2 protein-coding genes are annotated in these 2,001 nt (G+C 75.3%); both read left to right on the top strand.

What is annotated here, in order from left to right; all coding sequences use genetic code 11:
* On the top strand, nt 1-1,574 hold a 1,574-nt coding region (locus tag HLB15_RS23430; protein ID WP_171109149.1), incomplete at its 5' end, for a DEAD/DEAH box helicase.
* A gap of 61 nt (nt 1,575-1,635) precedes the next feature.
* Nucleotides 1,636-2,001 (top strand): P-loop NTPase family protein (locus HLB15_RS23425; RefSeq protein WP_171109146.1); only part of this gene is annotated, 366 nt, incomplete at its 3' end.

Below are 2,001 nucleotides of genomic sequence, written 5' to 3'. Positions count from 1 at the left end.
CCGCCGTCTCGGCGCTCGCGGAGCAGCTCGCGGACGCGCGGCTGCGGGAGGACGCCCGGGCGGTGCGGGCCGCCGTCGGGCGACCGCTCGACGGCGCCGCCGTGTGGGCCGACTTCGAGGCCCGCTCGGCCGAGTACTACGGGCTGCTGTCGCAGGTCGTCGACCTCGGGGCCGACCACGAGGCGGCGGAGGGCGGCCTGCCCGCCGACGTCGTGCGGCGGGTCGAGGCGCAGCCGCTGGACCGCACGCTGCTGCGCGCGAGCCTGCGCGGCTACCAGGCGTTCGGCGCGCGGTACGCGCTGGTGCAGCGGCGCACGATCCTCGGCGACGAGATGGGCCTCGGCAAGACCGTGCAGTCGATCGCCGTCGCGGCGCACCTGCTCGCCACGGGCGGTACGCACGTGCTGGTCGTGTGCCCCGCGAGCGTCGTGACGGGCTGGAAGCGCGAGGTCGAGCAGCACTCCGACCTCGCGGCCGTCGTGCTGCACGGCACCGACAGGGAGCAGGCGGCAGAGGGCTGGCTGGCCGGCGGCGGGGTCGCGGTCACCACGTTCGAGGTGCTCGGCCGCCTCGACCTGCCGGCCGACCTGCGCCCCGCGCTGCTCGTCGTCGACGAGGCCCACTACGTCAAGAACCCCGACACGCTGCGCGGGCGTGAGGTGCGGCGCTGGGCGGACCGGTCCGAGCGCGTGCTGTTCCTCTCGGGCACCCCGATGGAGAACAAGGTCGCCGAGTTCACGAACATGGTCGGGTACCTGCAGCCCGACCTCGCCGACCGGCTCGACCCGCACGCCGACCTCTCCGGCGCCGCCGCGTTCCGCCGCATCGTGGCGCCCGCCTACCTCCGGCGCAACCAGCAGGACGTGCTCACCGAGCTGCCCGAGATGGTGCAGGTCGAGGAGTGGGAGCAGTTCGGGCCGGTCGACGGCGCCGCCTACCGCGCCGCGGTGCTCGACGGCAGCTTCATGGCGATGCGCCAGGCGGCGTTCGCGGTCGCCGACGCCGACGACTCCGCCAAGCTCGTGCGCCTGCGCGAGCTCGTCACCGAGGCGGTCGACGGCGGGCGCCGCGTCATCGTCTTCTCCTACTTCCTCTCCGTGCTGGACCGCGTCATGGAGGTGCTGGGCGACCTCGCCGTCGGGCCGCTGACGGGGTCGGTACCCGTGCCGGAGCGGCAGGCGATGGTCGACGCCCTGTCCGCGCCGGGCGGTCCGCCGGTGCTGGTCAGCCAGATCACCGCGGGCGGCGTCGGCCTCAACGTGCAGGCGGCGAGCGTCGTGATCTTCTGCGAGCCGCAGGTCAAGCCCACGATCGAGGCCCAGGCCGTCGCGCGCGCCCACCGCATGGGCCAGACCCGCACCGTGCAGGTGCACCGGCTCCTCGTCGAGGACTCCGTGGACCAGCGCCTCATGGAGATCCTGGGCTCCAAGGCCGCGCTGTTCGAGGAGTTCGCGCGGCAGTCCGAGATCACGGACGCGGCGCCGTCCGCCGTCGACGTGGCGGCGCCGTCCGAGGCCTCGCTGTCGCGCACCATCCTGGCCGAGGAGCAGCGTCGGCTGGGTCGCACGGTATGACGGCTGTGGCCCGCGACGGGTGTGATAACCGATTTCTGCCCCGGTGAGGTTCACTGACCCCGTGGCCCTGTCGTCGACCCGCTCCGGTGCGGCGTCCGTGCACGCGTCGCCGCAGGTCGGAGCACGAACAGCCGAGCGAACGACCGCGCGCACCGCCTCGCCCGCCCGCCTCCTGGCACCCGCGCGCCGCACGGTCCCGTTCGTGGGCCGCACGGCCGAGCTGGCGTCCTGCCTCGCCTGGTGCGACGACGGCCGCCCGGTCGCCGTCCGGCTGGTCACCGGGCCGCGCGGTGTCGGTGCCTCGCGCTTCGCGCGCGAGGTCGCGCACCGGATGGCGCGCGCAGGGTGGACCTGCCTGGACGTGCCCGACGGGGCGGAGCGCGCCGCGCTGGCCGCCGTGCCCGACGGCGCGCCCGCCCTCCTGGTC

The organism is Promicromonospora citrea (assembly GCF_013004695.1).
GTDB classification, from domain to species: Bacteria; Actinomycetota; Actinomycetes; order Actinomycetales; family Cellulomonadaceae; genus Promicromonospora; species Promicromonospora citrea.
The sequence above is the reverse complement of the archived record's forward strand: the minus strand, read 5'-3'. Positions and strand labels throughout refer to the sequence as shown.